The following is an 18,945-nucleotide window of genomic DNA, read 5'->3' on the forward strand; positions in this document are numbered from 1 at the left end:
TTAGCTTCGTGTGGATAGCGGATGGATCAGGCGGTTGGCTGCTGGCGGCCGGCAGTCCTCATCCGGTCAATAGCGTGGCGCCACAGGGCTTCCGTCCAGGGACCGCTCTTCGATCAGTTTCCCGCCCAAAATGCGTTCGACGGCGGCCCGGCCGAACACGCCCGATTCCTCAATGGTTTCATCATCGGCGCTCGGGATGTCCTGGACGTACGCGCCCGGGGCGGCAGCGGCCCTGGCCGGCGCCTTGGCGCGCCCTGCCTCTGCTTCCGGGCTGTTGGACAGCCGCTGGTAGAGGCTTTGCCGGGTTTGGCTTGGTGCGGCGCCAGGTGCGGAAGCCGGCGCCGCGGCCCCCGGCTGGGGACGGGTGGGCGCGGCAGCGGGCGGCGCCACCGAAGCCGGGGCAACGGTGGCCCGGGCAGTTGCGGCCTGCGTAGCCGGGGAGGGGGCAGCAGCCGCCATGGCGAATTCAGGCACTGGCGCGCGGCCAGGGGACGGCACCTGGTAGGTTCCCGACGCCGGGTCGTCCTGGTCGATGCCGGAACCCGGACCTGGAGCCCAGGACTGCGTCGTTGCGGCGGCCGCCGCGGCAGGGGCCACCGGTATGGCCGGTGGCATTTGGGCCGTTGCGGGTTCGTAATGGGGGACATTGGCCGGCGACCCGATGTTGTCATTCACCGAGACCGGCGCAGGGGTGGCGCCCACGTTGCTCTTGTCGCCAACCACCCATACGCCGGGTGCCTGCTCCACCGCCCGGGTCCAGGGATCGTGGGCAGCGTCCGGCCGCGGGGTGTCGGATTGGGATGCGGTACTTGCACCCAGCTCGCCGGAGGTAGTGCCTTGGGTGCGCGCGGCAGCTCCCGGGCGGGCGCCGGCTGCCGGCTGGGGGACTCCAGTGGCCGGGGACGGTGCTGCCGTCCGGCCGGCCGGACGCGCCGAGGGCTCCCAGTCCATGGGGGGCTCCTCATCCAACGGGGGTGCATCCTCATCCCGGGGCGGGCCCCAGTCGTCATCGGAATAGGAGTAGTCGCCCCCTGCTGAAGGGTATGTAGGCTGGGCGGCCTCCGTGGTGGCCGGCTGGGCAACATCCTTCCCTCTGTTGACAGACGGGCGGCCGGACACTGGCCCCTGGGAGGCGGAGGCGTTGGCGGCTGCCGCCGGGCGCCCCTCGGCCGGAACGGCAGCGGAGGGAACGGCGGCGGGTGCCGCGGCCTGGCTGGCGGCGACGGCTGAGCTGCCTTGGCGGACGGCAGGGGCGGTGGTCCCTGCGCTGGAACCTCCAGCGCCGGCTGGGTTCCCCGCATCCACGCCGTGCGGCGCCCCTGTGGCAGCTGCGAGTGCAGGAGCCTCCGCAGTGGGTGCTGCCCCGGCAGGCGCAGGAGCCAGGCCCCAGGCAACGTCAGCTGAAGTGGCCGGGACCACCGGGCTGGCGGGTGCTTTTGGGTTTGGCTCAGAGCTCGCCTGGCTGGCGCCGCCGGCAACCGCCTGGATCTGGCAGTCGATACCGACAGTCTTGTGGATGGCCTGGCGCAGGTTGTCCGAGTGGTCCGCCCTGCCGAAGGCACCGGCAAGCCCGGAGGTACTGAAGGACAGCGTCAGGACACTGCCGTCGAACCCCTGGACCTGCGCATTGGGCTCAACGAGGGCCCAGGTGCTGCGCTTAATTTTGGACAATGCCTGCAGGACGTCAGGCCAGGCCCTGCGAAGGACCTCCACGTCGCCCATAGCCGGGGGAGCAGGCGGGACGGACGCGCCGGGTGCTTGCTGGTTCGCCGCCGGGACCTGGCTGGCAGGCGCCTGCGGTGCAGTTTCGGGCTGCGGAGCCGCGTTGGCAGGCGGCGCTGCCGGGGGTTGCTGCCCAGTGTTGGGAGATCCGGCAGCGGCGGGGTTCTGAGGTGCCCGGCCGCGGGAAGGTTCGCCGCGGGCGGGTTCCTCGACGGGCCAGTCGCTGGTGCTGACGCGCGGTGGCGTCAGCGGGGCGCGGGGGCTCCCAGCGGCTGGAGTGGCCTGCCCGTTCCCCGCCGGCGAGGGTGCGGGGCCAGAGGGTGCAGGCTGCTCGGCTGCGGATTGCGCGGGACGGGTTGGCCCCGGCTGTGTCGTCATGGACCGGGCCGCCGCGGACCGCGCTGGAGTGTCCTGCGGTCGAGAGACCTGGGCTGGAGAGTCCTGGACGGCCTGGTCCTGCGTTCGCGGGGAGTCCGAGGGGGCATCCGCGAGTTCGGGAGTTGGAGCCGTTGCCGGGAGCGCTGGTGCTGCTCCCGCGGGCGTTGCGGGGGCGCCGACGTCGGTCCCTGCGTAGTTCAGCCGCCTCTCCACGCGGTCGATCCGCGCGGCCATGCCCCTTTCGTTCTGTTCGGAGCTGGGGAGCAGGATCCGGGCGCACAGCAGCTCAAGGTGCAGCCGGGGTGAGGTGGCTCCGGTCATTTCCGTCAGGGCCGTGTTGGTGACATCGGCAGCCCGGGAAAGTTCGGCGGCGCCAAGGTTGTGGGACTGGTTCTGCAGGCGGGCGATCTGGTCCGCCGGCATCCCGCGCAGGATGGCGTGCGCGCTTTCGGGCATGGCCTGCACAATGATCAGGTCGCGGAAGCGCTCCAGCAGGTCCTCAACGAACCGGCGCGGATCGTGGCCGGTCTGGATGACCCGGTCCACGGCGCGGAACACGGTGGCGGCGTCGGACGCGGCCACCGCCTCCACGACGTCGTCCAGGAGCGAGGCATGCGTGTAGCCGAGCAGGGCCACGGCGAGCTCATAATCCAGCCCGTTGGATCCGGCACCTGCCATGAGCTGGTCCAGGACGGAGAGTGAGTCACGGACGGAACCGCCTCCGGCGCGGATCACCAGTGACAGGACGCCGGGGGCCACGGGAACGTTTTCCTGGCGGCACAGGAGCTCCAAGTAGGCCATCAGGGGCTCAGGCGGTACCAGCCGGAAGGGGTAATGGTGGGTCCGGGAACGGATGGTCCCAATGACTTTGTCCGGCTCCGTGGTGGCGAAGATGAACTTGATGTGTTCCGGCGGTTCTTCCACGATCTTCAGCAAGGCGTTGAACCCGGCCGAAGTAACCATGTGGGCTTCGTCGATGATGAAGATCTTGTAGCGGTCCCGCACCGGGGCATAGGTGGCCCGCTCGCGGAGGTCCCGCGCGTCGTCAACACCGCCATGGCTCGCGGCGTCGATCTCGATGACGTCAAGGGAGCCCGGGCCACCGCGGGCCAGCTCCACACAGCTGGGGCAGGTTCCGCAGGGGGTGTCCGTTGGCCCTTGGGCGCAGTTGAGGCAGCGGGCCAGGATGCGGGCAGACGTGGTCTTGCCGCAGCCCCTGGGGCCGGAGAAGAGGTAGGCGTGGTTGACGCGGTTTTTGCGCAAAGCCGTCATCAGCGGCTCGGTGACGTGCTCCTGCCCGATAACGTCAGCGAACGAGTCGGGACGGTATCTGCGGTACAGGGCGGTAGTAACTGTCACGAAGAAAACCCTACCAATCCGGGCTGACATCATGCCGCCCTGTGGGGGAATAGTAAAGACCCCCCATGCACCCGCCAGAGCCCGTCTACCCTTGCTACCTTCCGGTCCTGGGGGAGTTCAACAGGATGACGCCACATGAGGGGCCGTCAGATACTTTACCCGAACATGCGGCACGACTCGAATCGGCGCCTGCCGCCGCAGCACCGCCCGGCCGCCCGGCCGGTGCGTGGCCGAAAAAAGCGCAGGCAGGGATTTCCATTGCGCATCCGGGCCCCACCCGCGATCATGTGTATGTACACCGATTGGGGCAATCTCAAGGTTGTGAGCTGCGTGGCCTGGCATAACGGAACGGACCCGGCAGCTCAACGGTGCACCAGGGAATGGGCGCATTGGGGGCGTCCATTTCCAGATTAAGGCCACCCCGGCGCCCGTTCAGCGGGGGAGTGCGCCGGCTCAAAACCCGCGCCGGAGCAGCCAATTGGGCGATGCGGAAAACTTCAGGTAATCTAGTACCTGCTTTTGATTCAGAAGCAGTTGGAGAATTCGCCTAGCGGCCTATGGCGCACGCCTGGAACGCGTGTTGGGTTAACGCCCTCGGGGGTTCAAATCCCCCATTCTCCGCCGGTCAAGAACCCGGTCCCGATACCTCGGGGCCGGGTTCTTGCTTTATGTGGAGCGTGCAGGCCTCGAAAGTGGGGGGATCAGGCCATGTCTGCCAGCGGTTCCCCAAGCCGTCTGAGGCGCTTCCTCGCGGCCGTTTCGCTGGGACCCATCCGCCTCAGCGGGCCGCCGAGGGCAAAATGGACGACGACGAGCACCGCCTTGGTTGCCAGCCGGACCGGAAGTGGAAACGGGCCCAGCCGTGGAACGGAAAGTCCAAGCATATTCCGGAACCGGGGCTCGAGGCTGTACACGGCGCCAGCAAACAGGATCCGGTATCCAGGCTTCAGCAGGGGATGCAGCGGCGCATTGCGGATGAACTCCACGGTCTCCCTGACCCGTGCGTCCGCACGCAGTTCGCCCCCTTCGTACCACCGTTCAAGCTGGCCGTGCAGTTGTGCCTCCGTCAGCGGCGGGTCTTCGACTCCCATCAGCGTCCCGGCCTGGGCCCACTCCCGGACGTAGGCGTCGGGGCCGCCCGGGATGGGCTTGCCCCAGATCTTGTGGGCTGCGAGGAAGCCATCGGTAAAGGCCAGGTGGATCCAGTTGGCCAGTCCGGGATCGTTGGCACTGTAAGGGCGTACACCGCCGTCGTTGTCCTGGTAGTGGCCTTGAACGGGCTCATGCAGGCGGCGGACACGCCGGGTTGCCTCCTCCGCGGCCGCCGTGGACCCGTAGGTCACCGTGAAAATCCAGCGGATGGTGTTGGCCAGCCGGCGCAGGGGATCGTCGCGGAAGTTGGAGTGCTCGTGGACCCCTGCCAGCGCACCCGGGTGCAGCGACTGCATGAGCAACGTGCGGATGCCACCCACGATGGGTGTCATGGAGCCGTGCACCGCCCAAACCGCCGACCCGGGCAGGTGGTAGCCGGGGTCGTCCCCTTCGGCCAGCCTCAGCGTCCAGTCCGGCGGGGCGTCGGCCCTGCCGGAGAACGTCTTCTTGATCTCGTCCTGCCATGTACGAAGGACATTGCGCATGAGACATTGTTGCCCATTTTCCGCAGGGCACGGCCGCTCCGGCGGTGATGCGCGGTCCCCACCCCCTAAAGGCCCACAAAAAACCCGCATAGTCCAGCTTTGGGGTTTCCACCCCTGCGGTCCTGTGGTCCCATGGGACATACCGTCGAGACAACGCGCGGCAGGCCACGTCCTGGAGTCAGTAAATTGGGTAAGAATTCCGTGCCCGGCAACCGCAAGCCGGACCAGCACAGCCTTCCCCCCGTGGCCCGTGCCGTCGCCGCTGCCGGTGTCCTGGCGGCATCCGTTTATGCCGTGAACCTTTCTGCCGGCTCCGCCGGGCCGCCGCAGCTTGCACGGTCGGTTTCAGAATCAGGAACCGCCGCCGTGGCTGCCATGGACGGGGTTTTTGGAACCGTCAACGGCCTGGCATCGGACAGCGGAACAGCTCCGTCCGCGGCAGGCCAGACCGGTGCCGCGCCCCTGCAATCCGCCATCCTTTCCAGCCCACAGGCCACGTTGGCGTTCCCGCACACGGCGATCGGCGGAGCTGACCCAGGCGCCGCGGCCGCCCTGACAGTTGGCCCTGCGGGTGCGGGCAGGCCGTTGGCCGGATTCCTGATGGCACCTCTCCAGCTCCTGAACCCGAGTTCGCCGTTCGGATTCCGAGTGAGTCCTATCAGCGGGTCGGCAGGGGACTTCCACTTGGGCCAGGATTACGCCGCGCCGTGCGGAACACCGGTATACGCTGCTGATTCCGGTGTTGTGCGGGCAGCCGGCTGGCACCCCTGGGGAGGCGGCAACAGGATAGAAATCGACCACGGCGACGGGCTCATCACTACGTACAACCATCTGGAATCGATCGGCGTAAACACCGGTGACCAGGTGCGGGTGGGGCAGGTCATTGCCCGCGTGGGAACCACCGGATGGTCCACCGGCTGCCACCTCCATTTTGAAGCAGTCCTGAACGGCCGCTACACCAACCCCCTGCGATGGACCTTCCTCCAGCTCAGGGCGGTGAACCAGGCGGCCCCCGCTGACATGGTTTCCTATGCGCCGGGCACGGGGTTGTCCGGTGGCCGCATCAGCTGGACCATTCCCCTCCAGGTGGACCCGGGGGATGGGCTCCCTGCAGCCGGGCAGCAGGCTTCCCCCTTCCCGCCGCTTCCGGTGCCGGGGCCGGCGCCGGCGCCCTCGCCGTCCCAGCCCACGGGCGTTGTGCTGCCGCCACCCGATGTGCAATTGACGACGACGGCCCCGCCAACTCCTGAACCGTCGGACAGTGCCGCGCCGCCACCGTCCGACCCGGCCAGCGCGTCACCGTCGCCAACCTCGCCGACGGAACCTGCGCCGTCTGACCCGGCAAGCCCGTCGCCGTCGCCGACGGACCCGGCACCGACTGATCCAGTAAGCCCATCGCCGTCGCCGACGGACCCGGCACCAACTGATCCAGTAAGCCCGTCGCCCACGGACCCGGCTCCGACCGAACCGGCACCAACCGATCCAGTAAGCCCGTCGCCGACCGAACCAGCACCAACTGATCCAGTAAGCCCGTCGCCGACCGAACCGGCCGAACCCGCGCCCACGGACCCGGCTCCGACGGAACCCGCGCCAACTGATCCCGTAAGCCTGCCGCCGTCGCCCGCCCAGCCCGAACCCGCCCCCGTGGAGCCGGCACCTATCGAACCTGCCCCTGCGCCTGCGCCGGTCACCATTGAGCCCGTTCCTGCGCCAGTCGCCGTCGAACCTGCCCCCGCGCCGGCGCCGGTTGACCCCGTGCCCGCCCCTGCGCCCACCACTGCCGCGCCTGAACCCGAACCCACCGTTCCACCGGCGGAACCTGCCCCCGCGCCAACTCCCACCCTGATCGAGCCATCCCCCACGGCACCCCCGCCCTAGGAAAACTTCTTCCTCCGGACCCGTACGGCCCGGCGCCGGCACCGAATTCCCTCCATGAGCAATTTCCTGCTGTCGCGCAGCCCGCGACCCCTCTATCCCATCCCGCTGATCCTGAATGACGGCACCAGGACACACTTCGGCCAGTTCAAAGGGAAGGTGGTTTTGGTGGTCAACGTGGCCTCAAACTGCGGCTTCACGCGACAGTACGCCGCGCTGGAGGGGCTGTACGGGAGGTTCCGCGACCGCGGGTTCGAGGTCCTGGGCGTCCCCTGCAACCAGTTCGCGGGGCAGGAACCGGGAAGCGACAGCGACATCGCTGACTTCTGCGAACGGAACTTCGGGGTCACCTTCACCCTGACAGCCAAGGCAGAGGTCCGCGGCCGGAACCAGCACCTGCTCTATTCCGAGCTCACCAAGTTCAAGACAGGATTGCTGCCAGGGCTGGTGAAATGGAATTTCGAGAAGTTCCTGGTCAACCGCGAGGGGGATGTGGTGGCCAGGTTCGCGCCCACCGTGGAGCCAGACTCGGAGGAGGTCACCAACGCCATCGAACAGGCGCTCGGATAAACGGGCGATGGGCCGAATCCGGCCGGCAAATGCGCAGTTCTTTTAACTTTTTCCACATCAGCCACGGCGATTTACCCCATGTTTGCCAAATGTCTGATTGGATAAATATTACTGAAGGGTACAAGGGAAGAACGGCTTCCCACCGACCATAGAGGTAGCAATGGAGCACATCGAGGCCGAACACCCCCGGCCACGCCACTTCCTACTCCACCTGAGCGATCCCCACCTGTTGGGAGGTCCGGAACCCCTCTACGGAATCGTCGACAGCGAAGCCAGGCTTGCCCAGCTGTTCGACGAGGTCAAAGCGTCGGGGGCCCGGCCCGAGGCTGTCATCTTTACCGGTGACCTTGCCGACAAAGGTGACGCCGAGGCCTATGTAAAGCTGCGGGCCATCGTTGAGCCGGCCTGCAAGGAACTCGGGGCCCAGGTCATTTGGGCCATGGGAAACCATGACGACCGCGCCAACTTCCGCCGGGGCCTGCTGGACCAGCCCGGCAGTGACGAACCGGTGGACCACAGTTATTTCATCAATGGCCTGCGGGTCATCACCCTGGACACCACTGTGCCCGGGTTCCACCACGGCGAACTGAGCCCGGCGCAGCTGGAATGGCTGGGCCGCCAGCTCGAAACCCCTGCTCCGGACGGCACGATCCTTGCGATGCACCACCCTCCGGTGCCGTCGGTGCTGGACCTTTCGGTACTCGTGGAACTGCGCGACCAGGCGTCGCTCGCAGCGGTGGTGCGCAATTCTGATGTCCGCACCATCCTGGCCGGCCACCTGCACTACTCCACCACGGCGAGCTTTGCGGGCGTGCCCGTCTCGGTCGCTTCGGCCTCCTGCTACACCCAGGACCTGAACGTACCTGTGGGTGGAACCCGTGGCCAGGACGGCGGCCAGGCCTTCAACCTGGTGCACGTCTACGAACACACCATCGTCCACTCCGTGGTGCCCATGGGCACTGCGCCCACCGTGGGCGAGTATGTCTCCCCTGAAGAGACGGCCCGGCGGCTGCAGGCGGCCGGCGTCCGGATTCCGGAGACCACCAAACAGCGCGCCGGCACCAGAATCGGCGCACCCGGCCCACGCTAATACGGGTTGCTCCGCCGGGCCCGGCTACCAGGCCCGGCGGAGCAACGCGCGCCGCCTACTTTTCCCAGGGCGCCTTGATGGGGAAGTAGCGTTCCAGGAAGTCCGTTACCACTTCGGCCCGCTCATCGGCGCTGACCTCAGGAAAGCTGCCGTCGTTCAGGCAGAAGAAATCCATGTTCCGCTTGGCCAGCAGCTTGGGCAGGTACTTCAGGCCGGAGCGCATCGTGGTGTCCACGTAGCGCACCTTGGCCGCCGTCTGGGTGACGGCGCGGCCCGTCAGCAGGGCGTAGTAGTGGTAGAAGGAGTTGGTCACTGAGATGTTGTCCGCTGCCCGGAAGCGGCTGGCAGCGGTCTTGCGGAACTCTTCCGGGAACTCCTCCTCCATCTGGTCCACGACGCTGCGCCGCAGCGGTGCGGCCGTGTGCTCCAGGTGGCGGGTGGTGATCCGGCCAAACCGGTTCCACAGGAGCTTGCGGTTGACCCGGGCGGCGTTTTCGAACCCGCTGCGTTCTGCGTCGTTCTCGCCCAGGCCGATCCTGGTTTCAGCCTCGATGAACTTGGTGATGCCTCCGGGGGTGAAGAACATGTCCGGGCCTACCGGGCGGCCGAAGAACATGTCGTCGTTGGAGTAGAGGAAGTGCTCGGACAGCCCCTCGATGTTGTGCAACTGGCACTCCACGGCCTGTGAGTTGTGGGTGGGCAGCACCGAGGGGTCAGAGAAGAACTCCTCGCTGCGGACGATCGTGACGGCCGGGTGGTCTGCGAGCCAGGCGGGCGCCGGGGAGTCCGTGGCGATGAAGATACGGCGGATCCACGGCGCAAACATGTACACGGAACGCAGGGCGTACTTGAGCTCGTTGATCTGCCGGAACCGTGCCTCGTGGTCATCGCCCTCGCCCAGGATGTGTCCCTTTTGCTGGGCGCGGCGGGCCGCGATGTATTCGGGAGAGCTGCCGTCCACCCAGGAGAACACGATGTCGATGTCGAAGCTGATGTCGCTGGCGTGGTCGGCGAACATGTTCTCGATGGTCGGCCAGGTGTGGCCATACCGCTCCACGGTGCCGCGGACCGCGTCCTGGCGCAGCAGCGTCCGGCGGGTCAGCGAATTTTCGATGGGGAGGATCAGCTGCTCGCCCTCAAAGGCCCACAACTCGATCTGCACGCCGGCTGAAGCGCCGAACTCAAAGCCGCCCACCGGTTCCACCCGCGGCCGGTACAGGCGGAAGATGCGGCCCTGCCGGTTGGGCGAGAGCTCTCCGTCCGCCACCAGGACGGAAGTCTTCTTCTTGGCGTCCACGGTCATGGAATAGAAAGGTTCGTCCCGGCAGGCATCCACCAGGGCGGCCCGCAGCTTCTTCCGGTCCTTCCAGTCCAGGGCCACCACGGGCCGGTCGTTGTTGCCGCGGACCAGGAGGTACGAAAGGCCGGCGCCGGCCAGTACGTTGCGCAGGAACAGCAGGTCTTCCACCATGGCCTGGTAGGGGGTCCTGGTGTCGTTGATCAGGGCGTAGCGGCCCTTGTGCCAAATGACGTCGGGGCGGTGCTTGAGGCGTTGCTCAGCCGCGGCCGATGTGATTTCGGCGTGAAATTGTTCTTCCACGGACGCTTGGGCGCCGTAGTAAACCTCGTCCTGGACCGGTGCTTCTGTAATGGTTGTCTCCGTGCTGGTGGAAGTGGGCATTCTTACCTGCATGATAGTCCTGCCCGGGCAACGGAAGGTTTCGTGGCACAGTGGCGGCCGGTGGCCCGCTGTCCGCCCGGCAGCGGCTCAGGCGCCCAGCGCGTCCCGCCAGGCGCGCAGGAAGGCTCCACCGGCGTCGTCGTGGATCACTGTTTCCGCCAGCCCCAGGTCCGCTGCCGTCAGCACCGGATACGGCTTGCTTGGTATGCCGTCCGCCGGGCGCACGTCGACGTGCTTCACGGAATGGTCGTTGTGGTGCAGCCAGTCCGCCATGGCGTAATCGGTGCGGGAATCGCCCACGGTCCGCCACGCCTGGGGCGTAATGCCCTGCGCGGCGAGGAGCTCCACCGCGCGGCTGGCGCCCAGGTCCTTCCCCAGCCGGACCGACTCAATGTCCGTGGAAATGATGGTGGGATCCACCCGGTAGTCCACCTCGTCGTCGGAATTCGGTGCGTGGTGGTCGAGCCGGACAACACCCAACCCGTGCCGTGCCATGAGTTCCATGGCCTCCGCGTCGAACAGTTTCTGCTCGGCCAGGTAGTCGGCGCTGGGCACGTTGATGTGCTGCTCCACGGACACCATGGCGCGCTTGGTCTCGTCAAAAAACATGTGGGCGGCGTAGTCCTCCGCCACCAGCCTGCGGATGTCGTCGCCATAGGCGGCCGGCACGGCGAGCTCCCGGTCCACGTGGACGGGGCCCGGTCCGGCCGAGGTGTAGCTGAACCAGACCGCGCCCTTCTCGCAGACGGCGTGGATGACGGTTCCCGCCGGGATGCCGGCCGCGATCATGGGACCCATGACCTGTTCGCGGATGAAGGCGTCGGAACGTCCGGTATTGAAGATGACGGGGATGCCCGCGGCCGCGAGGGCCACCAGGTCAAGGATGATGCCGGGCTTGACGTCACGTGTCACCGGGCTGGCCACCGGCCCGTCCACGTCCAGCAGGAGGGCCAGTGGCGGCGCCGCCGGCTGGCTGGTTCCGGGCACGGATACGGCGGGGGCCTCGGTGGCTGTCATGGTCCTATTGTCTCAAAACAGGGGCACAGGCTGCGCCCGGCACCGGCCGCGCGTGGCGCATTGTCACTGTTTGGCTACAACCTGGCACCGGCCAGCCCTGCCACTTTCGCTGGCGCAGTGCGGTGCCTACTGTTGCATGGTGATATTCAAAGCTGTGGGCGAGGGCCGCCCTTACCCCGACCATGGTTTCAACACCCCCAAGCAGTGGGCGTCGCTGCCGCCGCGGCCCGTCCGGCTGGACGAACTGGTGACCACCAAGCGCACCCTGGACCTGGAGGCGCTGCTGGCGGAGGACTCAACCTTCTTCGGCGACCTGTTCCCGCACGTGGTGCAGTACCAGGGGACCCTGTACCTGGAGGACGGGCTGCACCGGGCGGTCCGGACCGCCCTGCACCAGCGCACCGCAATCCACGCCAGGGTCCTGGTACTCGATGGCTAGGAACCGGGTCAAGGATCCCGCAGTCCTTCACGGCCACCACGTTGTTACGGGCCCCGAACTGCGCGCCGCCATGGAAGCGGCCAGGGACGCCGACGAAACCGCCCGCGTACGCCGCCGCGTCCTGCACGGGGTGGTGCTGGTCCTGCTGATCGGCGTGATCGCCGCCGGCGTCATCCTTGCGCTGGCCATCATTAACGGCCGGCTGAAGTTGCCCTCCGCGGAGCCCGCTCCAACCCCGGTGTCATCCTGCCCGGCTTCGACCTACGACTACCTGCCAGCGGAGAAGATCAACCTCAACGTCTACAACTCCACCAGCCGGCCAGGCCTTGCCCGGTCCGTGGCGGACGAATTCCTCGCGCGGAAGTTCGTAGTGGGGAACGTGTCGAACGTCAACGCCGGCTACCGGGGCGTGGCCGCCGTCGTGTCGGGTGCGGCGGGACAGGCAGCGGCGTTCACGGTGCAGCGCCATGTGCCCGGCTCGGACTACTTCCAGGACGGCAGGACCGATGCCAGCGTGGACGTGATCCTGTCGCAGGACTACAAGGCCCTTGCCCCCGCGGACCTGGTGGACCAGACACCCGGAAAGCTCAGCTGCCCGAGGGAAAACCGGCGCACCGCGGACACGGACAAGCTGCCCGTCATGCCTGGCGCCGCTCCGACGCCCTGACCCCAGCCGCCAGGCTCAGCCGGCCACCGCCGGAAGCTGGGCCACGCGAACGGGCCGCCCGGCGTCGTCGAACCGTGCACCGGCACCCAACTGGATAAACCGCACGGTCCGGGCCACGCGCGCCTCCAGCTCAGCCGGCTCGTCGCTGCCCCGCGCCGCGCTGGAGGACAGGGTGCCCAGGATCAGCTGCGACTGCTGGCCCACGTCGGCCACAGGCAGGTACCCCTGCTCCATGCCGTCCCGCAGGATGCCCTGCAGCAGGACGCTGAGCTCGCCCACATGGTCGGAGAGTTTGGCAAAGGACGACGGCGACAGCACAGCCCCCATGGCAGGTCCCGGCGGGAGGTGGCGGCGGCTGAGGTCAACCACCTGGGCGCGGACGTACAGGGCCAGCCGCTCCACCGGGTTCTCGAGGCGGTCCAGCGACTCGCGCAGGTCGGAAAGGAACTTCTCCGTCTCATCCAGCGCGTAGGAGATCAGCAGCTCTTCGATGTCCGCGTAGTAGTTATAGACCGCGGTCCTGCCGATGCCGGCATGCCGGGCCACGTCGGTCATGGTCAGGCCCGGCAGGCCGTGGGTGAAGAGGAGCTCGCCGAAAGCGGTGAGGATACGTCGCTGGGTGTCTGCGCGTTGTTCGGCATTGCTCGCCGCTGAAATCCTTGGCATATAGACACTTTACAGCGATGTGTCAGTAAAAGGTGCTAAACCGCACACCCATCGGGTCCGCAGGCCTCGGCGTCCGTGGAATTGACCAGGACCAAGGGGTTGGCGTCCTGCCACGCCTGGGTGAGGGCGGCGGTGAACGTCTCGGTAGGCTGGGCGCCGGACAACCCGAACTTGCGGTCGATCACGAAGAACGGGACCCCGCTGATGCCCAGGCTCCGGGCCTCCTGGAAGTCGAACCGGACCTCGTCCGCGTACTTGTCCGTGGTGAAAAGTTCCTCCACCTCGCCGGCCGGCAGGCCGAGGTCGCTGCCCAGAGACGTCAGGTACTCCCGGCTTCCGATGTCCTTGCCATGCTCGAAGTGGTCGCTGAGGAGGCGCTCCTTGGCCGCGTCCTGGCTGCCATGGGCTGCTGCCAGGTGGATCAGGCGGTGGGCGGTGAAGCTGTTGGCCACCACCACCTGGTCGAACCGGTAGTCAAGGCCCTCGCCCCTCGCCTGCTGGGCCACATGGTCGAACATCTGCGACACCTGCTGGGCGGGCATGCCCTTGCGGCTGCTCAGGTACTCCAGTTCGGTTCCGTCATAGTGCTCGGGAAGCGTGGGATCCAGCTGGTAGCTGCGCCACACCACGTCTACAGCGTCGCGGTGGGGGAACGCCGCCAGGGCAGCCTCAAACCGGCGCTTGCCGATGAAACACCACGGGCAGGCAACATCTGACCAGATCTCAATCTTCATGACCTGCACAACCTGAAGACCCCAGCCACCATTCCGGGGACCGCTATGAGATGCCCCACACGGCGGGTCTTGTGGCCGGACCGTTACTGCGGAATAGTCGGAGCAGAGGTCAAGCAGTAGGCCTTTCGAAGCTCAAAACACCGATGGAAACAACCCGCCGGTGGGAGAGCGCCCGGCCAGCTGGGGAGCCCGGCCTGTCAAACCTGGGAGGCCAGGAATGCGGATTGGACTTGTCACCGGGCCGTGGATTCCGGTCCCGCCCGCAACATACGGTGGAACCGAACGCGTGGTGGACACACTCGCAAGGGGCTTCGCGGCAGCCGGGCACGAGGTGCTGCTGGCCGCACCCGCGGACAGCACCTGCCCGGTCCAAATCGTCCCCGGGATGCGGCCCACGGATTACGGCGGACTTGGGACCACCCTTTCCGAGCTCAGCCACGTGGCCAGGGCTTACGAGGGGCTCCAGGACGTGGACATCATCCACGACCACACCCTCGCGGGGCCCCTGTATTTGCACCGGCCGGCCGGTGTGCCGGTGGCCACTACCATTCACGGTCCCCTCCATGCCCAGGCGGCGGACATCTACCGGGCTGTGGCGCGGAAGGGTGCCGTCATCGCCATTTCCAGGGACCAAGCCTCGCACGCCCCCGACGTCCCGGTGACCCGCGTGATCCACCACGGCATGGATCTCTCGGCAGTGCCGGTAGGGTCCGGAAGCGGCGGCTACCTGTGCTTCGTGGGCCGGTCCTCACCCGATAAGGGACTCTTGGAGGCGATAGCCATCGCACGGGAGGCCGGCCTGCACCTGAAGATCGCCGTCAAGATGCGGGATCCGGAAGAGGTGCATTACTTCCGGGATGTCATTGAACCCAAGCTCGGCCCGAACGAGGACTTCGTGGGCGAGGTGGACGATGCCGCGAAGTACCGGCTGATGGGGGAGGCGCTGGCCTTCCTGAACCCCATCCAGTGGTCCGAGCCGTTCGGGCTGGTGATGATCGAGGCCCTGGCCACCGGCACGCCCGTCGTCGGCACCCGGATCGGATCCGCACCGGAGATCGTCAGGCACGGACGCACGGGTTTCCTGGGAGAGACGGCTGAACTGGCCGGCCTGGTTCAGGCAGCCGCGGGCCTGGACAGGGCGGAGTGCCGCCGGGCGGTGGTGGAGAGGTTCAGTGCCGAACGGATGGTGGCCGAGCACCTGGAACTCTACGGCGACCTCATTGAAGGGAGGACGCCTCCGGGGGTTCCACACGGTACCCGGTTGCACCAGAATCGATAGGGGCAGAAACGCTTCCCCGATCCCCGGGGCAGCTTCCGCAACAGAAGGAGTCTTTTCCATGACCGCTTGGAACGAAGACATCGAGGCGGCCGGCTCGGAATCGGGCTCGGTCACCGTACTGGAGGGCTCCTCCTTCTGTATTTCCTCCGCCACCGGGGACATCAACCCTGAGGCAGGCACGAACGGAGTCTTCTACCAGGACACGCGGATCGTTTCGCGCTGGATGCTGAGGATCAACGGGTCCCCGCGCGAACCGCTCTCCGCCCAACGGCCACAGCCGTTCGAGGCCACCTTCGTGGGCCGGGCAAAGTGGCCAGGCGGCAGGTTCGACAGCCCGCTGGTGGTCCGCCAGGTCCGGCACATCGGTCCCGGCCTGCAGGACGATATCTCGCTGGAAAACTATGCAGCCGAGCCGGTGGAGTGCGAGATCGAACTGCTGGTCGACGCCGACCAGGCAGACTTGTTCGACGTCAAGGGCGGACGCACCACGGGAGCAGATGACACCACCAGGTCAGTGTCCGAGGGCCGGCTGATCATCGAGGCGGAGCGCCATGGCCAGCAGCGGGGCTCCGCCATCGGGGCCCGGGGCGCGGAAGTCACCACCGAAGGCCTGCGCTTCCGTGTCACCGTGCCGGCCCGGGGCAAATGGGCCGCCAGCGTGATCGTGGTGCCGCTGGTGAACGGCGAGGCCCCCGAAAAGCCCTTCAAGGAAGGGCAACTGCCACACCACCGGGAAGGTGTACAGCGGCACCTGGCCTGGGAGGAAGGAGTTCCCCGGATCAGCATCCAGGACGCCAGCCTCCAGGACCTGCTGAACCGGAGCCAAATCGACCTGGGCGCCCTGCGGATCTTCGACGCCCACCACCCGGAGCGCGCAGCCGTAGCCGCGGGGGCACCGTGGTTCATGGCACTTTTCGGGCGGGACTCACTGTTGACCTCCTACATGAGCCTGATGGTCAACCCGAACCTGGCCCTGGGAACGCTCCAGACCCTCGCCGGAATCCAGGGAAAGAAGGTGGACCCGGACTCGGAGGAGGAACCGGGCCGGATCCCGCACGAGGTTCGGCTGGGCGTGACGGCGGGCCTGTCCCTGGGCGGAAGCGCCTACTACGGCACGGCGGACGCCACACCGCTCTTCGTGGCGGTCCTGGGCGAGTTGAGCCGCTGGGGGCTTTCCCGGGACAAGATCCAGCCGCTCCTGGCGCACGCCGACCGCGCCCTGGAATGGATCGAGAAGTATGGTGACCGGGACGGCGACGGGTTTGTCGAATACCTCCGCGCCAATGACCATGGCCTGGTCAACCAGGGCTGGAAGGACTCCTGGGACGGGATCAATTTCGCCGACGGCACCATCGCCGAAGCCCCGATCGCCCTGTGCGAGGTCCAGGCCTACGTCTACGCGGCCTACCTGGGCAGGTCCTTGCTGGCCCACTGGAACGGCGACGCGGCCCTGGAACTGCACTGGGCGGACAAGGCCGCGGCATTCAAGGAGGAATTCAACAAAAAGTTCTGGCTCCCGGACAAGGGGTACTTTGCCGTGGCGCTGGACAAGGACAAGCGGCCTGTCGACGCCCTGACCTCCAACATCGGCCACTGCCTGTGGACCGGCATCGTGGATGAGGACAAAGCCGCCTCCGTCATGGAACACCTGATGTCGCCGCAGATGTTCACGGGCTGGGGCATCCGCACGCTGGCCTCCGACATGGGCGCCTACAACCCGGTGAGCTACCACAACGGCTCCGTCTGGCCGCACGATACGGCGCTGGTGGCCACCGGCCTGATGCGCTACGGATTCGTGGACGAAGCCAAGCAGGTGGCCCTTGGAATCTTCGATGCGGCCGCCCATTTCAACGGCCGGCTTCCCGAACTGTTCTGCGGTTTTGACCGGGGCGAGTTCTCCAGCCCGGTGCCCTACCCCACGGCCTGCTCGCCGCAGGCGTGGGCTGCGGCGGCGCCGGTCCAGCTGGCACGGATCCTGCTGCGGTTCGATCCGGTCTTTACCCGCGGTGTGGTGCACCTGGCCCCGATCCTGCCGGAAGTGGTGGGGACATTCCGGGCGGAGAACGTGCTGCTGGACACCAGCCGCGTCACCATTACCGCCACGGGGACCAAGGGCGGCATCGAGGGGCTCCCGCCCGGACTCAGGTTCCTGCCGGAGCCGCGGCCGCCGCTGGCCTACCCGCCCAACGGATTTGCCGGCAGCACTGCAGGCCAGGGAGTAAACCAACCGAAGGCGTAAGGCAGTCCGGCCGGTCAGGGCAGGGGGCGCTCCAGCACGAAGTCGTGCTCCACGGTGCTGCCCAGCCGGAAGGACTTGGTGCCCACCTTGCGGAAACCGGACTTTTCGTAGAACCGGATGGCACGGGCGTTCTGGCTGTTCACGCCCAGCCAGGCTCCGGTGCCGCCGGATGCTGCCGCCGCCTGGAGGCTGGCGTGCATCAGTTCAGCAGCCGCGCCCAGCCCGTGATAATCGGGGTGGACGTAGCACTTGCTGATTTCGACGGATGGCGTCAGTTCCAGTGCCGAGGCCACGTCCGGGTCCGCGGCCGGCCTGTCCACCAGGAGGCTGTAGCCGGTAAGCCGCCCGTCGGCGTCGATGACCAGGATGGTGACGTCCGGGTCCTCGAGGTAGCCCGTGAAGTGTTCCTCGCTGAGCGTGCTGGCCAGGTGGGCGGCAATGTCGGCAGGTGAGGACGACGGCGGGCAGGCCAGCGGAAAGGTGACGGCCGCCAGTTCGGCGAGCGGGCCGGCGTCGTCCGCTGTTGCCTTGCGGATGGTGTGGGTCATGCGGTGTCCCTCCGGGTCAGGGGGTGATGGTTCGGATGGGGGAGCCGGCAAGCCAGGCGGTGATGTCCTCCAGGGCGCCGCCGTAGAACTGCCGGTAGCTTTCCTGGGTGACGTAGCCCAAGTGCGGGGAAAGCACCGTGTTCGGCGCGGCCAGAAGCGGGTGCCCGGCCTGCAGGGGTTCCTGGTCGAAGACGTCCAGGGCGGCGCCGCGGATCCACCCTTCGTTCAATGCCTTGATGAGCGCCTCCTGGTCCACCAGGGGGCCGCGGGCGGTGTTGACCAGGAGGCCTTCGGGGCCCAGCAGCTTCAGCTCGGCTTCACCCACGGTGTTCTCCGACCGCGGGGAGAGCCGCAGGTGGAGCGTTGCGACGTCGGCCAGGGTAAAGAGTTCCTCCTTGGAGACCAGCCGGGCGCCGGCTTCCGCGGCGGACCCTGCGGTGAGGTTCTGGCTCCAGGCCACCACGTCCATCCCGAACGCCCGGCCGTAGGCGGCAATCCGCCGGCCGATCTTGCCCAGGCCCACGATGCCCAGGGTCTTCCCGGCAAGTTCGACGCCCACCGTTGACTGCCAGGTACCTGCCCGGAGCGAATTCTCCTCAGCGGGAAGGTGCCGGGCAATGGCCAGCAGGAGGGCCCAGGTGAGTTCCGGTGCGGCCGTGGGTGAGCCGGGTGTTCCGCAGACCGTCACCCCGTGCTCGGCGGCGGCCGCCACGTCGATCGCGGCGTTTGCCATTCCGGTGGTGACCAGCAGCTCCAGCGTCGGCAGCTTCTCGAAGACTTCCCGGGGGAACGCAGTTCGCTCGCGCATGGCGATCACCATGGTGGTGTCCGCCAACGCCGAAACCAGGGCATCCCGGGACGTGAAGGGTTCACGGTAGGCGGTCACGGTAACCCCCGCCGACTCCAAGGCCGCGAAATCGGCGAAGCCGTGGGCCACGTCCTGGTAGTCATCGAGGATGGCAAGGCGGTGCGTCATCGGGTGTCCTTCGCAGTGTCCTACGTCCTGGGGTCACGCTTATCGTATGGCAGGGGCCGGACCCCAGG

Annotated in this window: 15 protein-coding genes, 1 tRNA gene and 1 other RNA gene; 8 read left to right on the forward strand and 9 right to left on the reverse strand. The window is 67.4% G+C overall.

Annotation, left to right across the window (positions count from 1 at the left end):
• Positions 1 to 66: 66 nt before the first annotated feature.
• Both ACFVTD_RS12505 and ffs read right to left on the reverse strand, forming a co-directional pair.
• Positions 67 to 3,489 carry a DNA polymerase III subunit gamma and tau gene (locus ACFVTD_RS12505; RefSeq protein ID WP_387563130.1) on the reverse strand — a complete coding sequence of 1,141 codons (3,423 nt, stop codon included), beginning with the start codon at positions 3,487 to 3,489 and terminating at the stop codon, positions 67 to 69.
• 21 nt (positions 3,490 to 3,510) lie between these two features.
• An RNA gene (ffs, locus tag ACFVTD_RS12510) (signal recognition particle sRNA small type) lies at positions 3,511 to 3,607 on the reverse strand.
• Positions 3,608 to 3,995: 388 nt separating this feature from the next.
• On the opposite strand from ffs, the gene ACFVTD_RS12515 reads away from it, so the two are divergent.
• Positions 3,996 to 4,080 (forward strand) — tRNA-Ser (locus tag ACFVTD_RS12515).
• 80 nt (positions 4,081 to 4,160) lie between these two features.
• On the opposite strand, the gene ACFVTD_RS12520 is transcribed toward ACFVTD_RS12515, so the two are convergent.
• The gene (locus ACFVTD_RS12520) at positions 4,161 to 5,096 is read right to left on the reverse strand and encodes an oxygenase MpaB family protein (RefSeq protein ID WP_387563133.1); all 936 of its coding nucleotides are present in this window, start codon (positions 5,094 to 5,096) and stop codon (positions 4,161 to 4,163) included.
• A gap of 186 nt (positions 5,097 to 5,282) precedes the next feature.
• Here ACFVTD_RS12520 and ACFVTD_RS12525 point away from each other — a divergent pair, with 186 nt between their 5' ends.
• The 3 genes from ACFVTD_RS12525 to ACFVTD_RS12535 all read left to right on the forward strand — a co-directional run bounded on the left by ACFVTD_RS12525 (position 5,283) and on the right by ACFVTD_RS12535 (position 8,631).
• Positions 5,283 to 6,974 carry a peptidoglycan DD-metalloendopeptidase family protein gene (locus ACFVTD_RS12525; protein WP_387563136.1) on the forward strand — a complete coding sequence of 564 codons (1,692 nt, stop codon included), beginning with the start codon at positions 5,283 to 5,285 and terminating at the stop codon, positions 6,972 to 6,974.
• A gap of 54 nt (positions 6,975 to 7,028) precedes the next feature.
• Positions 7,029 to 7,541, forward strand: a complete 513-nt coding sequence (locus ACFVTD_RS12530) for a glutathione peroxidase (protein ID WP_387563139.1) — start codon at positions 7,029 to 7,031, stop codon at positions 7,539 to 7,541.
• A gap of 160 nt (positions 7,542 to 7,701) precedes the next feature.
• Positions 7,702 to 8,631, forward strand: coding sequence for a phosphodiesterase (locus ACFVTD_RS12535; protein WP_387563142.1), 930 nt, complete (start codon positions 7,702 to 7,704; stop codon positions 8,629 to 8,631).
• A gap of 55 nt (positions 8,632 to 8,686) precedes the next feature.
• On the opposite strand, the gene ACFVTD_RS12540 is transcribed toward ACFVTD_RS12535, so the two are convergent.
• Together ACFVTD_RS12540 and ACFVTD_RS12545 are read right to left on the reverse strand one after the other, a co-directional pair.
• Complete coding sequence (locus tag ACFVTD_RS12540; protein WP_387563145.1) at positions 8,687 to 10,324, reverse strand: stealth family protein; 1,638 nt, start codon at positions 10,322 to 10,324, stop codon at positions 8,687 to 8,689.
• Positions 10,325 to 10,399: 75 nt separating this feature from the next.
• Positions 10,400 to 11,329, reverse strand: a complete 930-nt coding sequence (locus ACFVTD_RS12545) for a hypothetical protein (RefSeq protein ID WP_387563148.1) — start codon at positions 11,327 to 11,329, stop codon at positions 10,400 to 10,402.
• A 139-nt stretch (positions 11,330 to 11,468) separates the two neighbouring features.
• On the opposite strand from ACFVTD_RS12545, the gene ACFVTD_RS12550 reads away from it, so the two are divergent.
• Complete coding sequence (locus tag ACFVTD_RS12550) at positions 11,469 to 11,768, forward strand: type II toxin-antitoxin system VapB family antitoxin (protein WP_200830628.1); 300 nt, start codon at positions 11,469 to 11,471, stop codon at positions 11,766 to 11,768.
• On the forward strand, positions 11,761 to 12,435 hold the full coding sequence (locus tag ACFVTD_RS12555) for a LytR C-terminal domain-containing protein (RefSeq protein ID WP_387563151.1): 675 nt from the start codon (positions 11,761 to 11,763) through the stop codon (positions 12,433 to 12,435). The genes ACFVTD_RS12550 and ACFVTD_RS12555 overlap by 8 nt, the downstream gene beginning before the upstream one ends.
• A gap of 15 nt (positions 12,436 to 12,450) precedes the next feature.
• On the opposite strand, the gene ACFVTD_RS12560 is transcribed toward ACFVTD_RS12555, so the two are convergent.
• Together ACFVTD_RS12560 and ACFVTD_RS12565 are read right to left on the reverse strand one after the other, a co-directional pair.
• Positions 12,451 to 13,101: a TetR/AcrR family transcriptional regulator gene (locus tag ACFVTD_RS12560; protein ID WP_387563154.1), complete on the reverse strand. Its 651-nt coding sequence runs from the start codon at positions 13,099 to 13,101 to the stop codon at positions 12,451 to 12,453.
• Between the two features lie 35 nt (positions 13,102 to 13,136).
• Positions 13,137 to 13,835 (reverse strand): DsbA family oxidoreductase, encoded by a 699-nt coding sequence (locus tag ACFVTD_RS12565; RefSeq protein ID WP_387563157.1) that lies wholly within the window; start codon positions 13,833 to 13,835, stop codon positions 13,137 to 13,139.
• Positions 13,836 to 14,052: 217 nt separating this feature from the next.
• Between ACFVTD_RS12565 and ACFVTD_RS12570 the strand changes: the two genes are divergently transcribed.
• Complete coding sequence (locus ACFVTD_RS12570; RefSeq protein WP_387563159.1) at positions 14,053 to 15,114, forward strand: glycosyltransferase family 4 protein; 1,062 nt, start codon at positions 14,053 to 14,055, stop codon at positions 15,112 to 15,114.
• A 58-nt stretch (positions 15,115 to 15,172) separates the two neighbouring features.
• Positions 15,173 to 17,353: a glycogen debranching N-terminal domain-containing protein gene (locus ACFVTD_RS12575; protein ID WP_387563162.1), complete on the forward strand. Its 2,181-nt coding sequence runs from the start codon at positions 15,173 to 15,175 to the stop codon at positions 17,351 to 17,353.
• A gap of 14 nt (positions 17,354 to 17,367) precedes the next feature.
• Here the strand turns inward: ACFVTD_RS12575 and ACFVTD_RS12580 are convergent, their stop codons facing one another.
• Together ACFVTD_RS12580 and ACFVTD_RS12585 are read right to left on the reverse strand one after the other, a co-directional pair.
• Positions 17,368 to 17,901 carry a GNAT family N-acetyltransferase gene (locus tag ACFVTD_RS12580; RefSeq protein ID WP_387563165.1) on the reverse strand — a complete coding sequence of 178 codons (534 nt, stop codon included), beginning with the start codon at positions 17,899 to 17,901 and terminating at the stop codon, positions 17,368 to 17,370.
• Between the two features lie 16 nt (positions 17,902 to 17,917).
• A complete protein-coding gene (locus tag ACFVTD_RS12585) occupies positions 17,918 to 18,877 on the reverse strand; it encodes a D-2-hydroxyacid dehydrogenase family protein (RefSeq protein ID WP_387563168.1) in 960 nt (319 codons plus the stop codon).
• Between the last annotated feature and the right edge of the window lie 68 nt (positions 18,878 to 18,945).

It is taken from the genome of Pseudarthrobacter sp. NPDC058119 (assembly GCF_042884655.1).
Lineage (GTDB): Bacteria > Actinomycetota > Actinomycetes > Actinomycetales > Micrococcaceae > Arthrobacter.